An 815-nucleotide genomic window follows, 5' to 3' on the forward strand; every position below is an offset into this window, starting at 1 on the left:
AGACCCTTTCTTATCCCTAATCTCAAAATCGAACTCTTGCAATAAGAGAATCCACCTAATCAGTTTAGGCTTTGTCTCTTTCTTAGAGAGCAGGTATCGCAAGGCGGCATGGTCTGAGTACACAATAGTCTTCGATCCCCAAAGATAGGATCGGAACTTGTCTAATGCGAAAACTACAGCGAGCATTTCCTTCTCAGTCGTAGTGTAATTTAACTGAGCATCATTTAATGTCTTACTCGCATAGTGGATAACATATGGAGCCTTATCAACCCTTTGGCCTAACACTGCTCCTAATGCAAAGTCGGAGGCGTCACACATGAGCTCGAATGGAAGTGACCAATCTGGAGCTCGCATGACAGGTGCCGTGGTCAACATTAGACGTAATTTATGGAAGGATTCTAGACAGGCTCCATCAAAGACAAACTCGACGTCCTTGGCAAGTAGATTGCACAAGGGTTTTGCGATCTCACTAAAATTCTTGATAAAGCGTCTATAGAATCCTGCGTGTCCAAGAAAGGACCTAATCTGACGAACAGTAGTAGGGGGAGGTAATTTCGCAATTAAATCGACCTTAGCCTTGTCTACTTCGATCCCCCTATCAGATATGATATGCCCCAAAACTATACCCTCCTGAACCATGAAATGGCTCTTCTCCCAACTTAATACTAAGTTTGTTTCACAACACCGCTGAAGGACTTTAGAGAGATTAGCAAGACATTCATCAAAAGATGGACCGAAGACTGAGAAATCGTCCATGAACACTTCCAAGAAGTCGCCTATCATGTCAGAGAAAATTGATGTCATACATCGTTGGA

The 815-nt window shown here is 43.1% G+C and carries 1 protein-coding gene; it reads right to left on the minus strand.

Annotation, left to right across the window (positions count from 1 at the left end; genetic code table 11):
• Positions 1 to 804, minus strand: an 804-nt coding sequence (locus HLA95_RS30370) for an RNase H-like domain-containing protein (protein ID WP_502266668.1), incomplete at its 3' end; no start/stop codon positions are given.
• Positions 805 to 815 lie beyond the last annotated feature (11 nt).

The sequence above is a fragment of the Geminicoccus harenae genome (assembly GCF_019800005.1).
In the GTDB taxonomy this organism is placed as follows: Bacteria; Pseudomonadota; Alphaproteobacteria; order Geminicoccales; family Geminicoccaceae; genus Geminicoccus; species Geminicoccus harenae.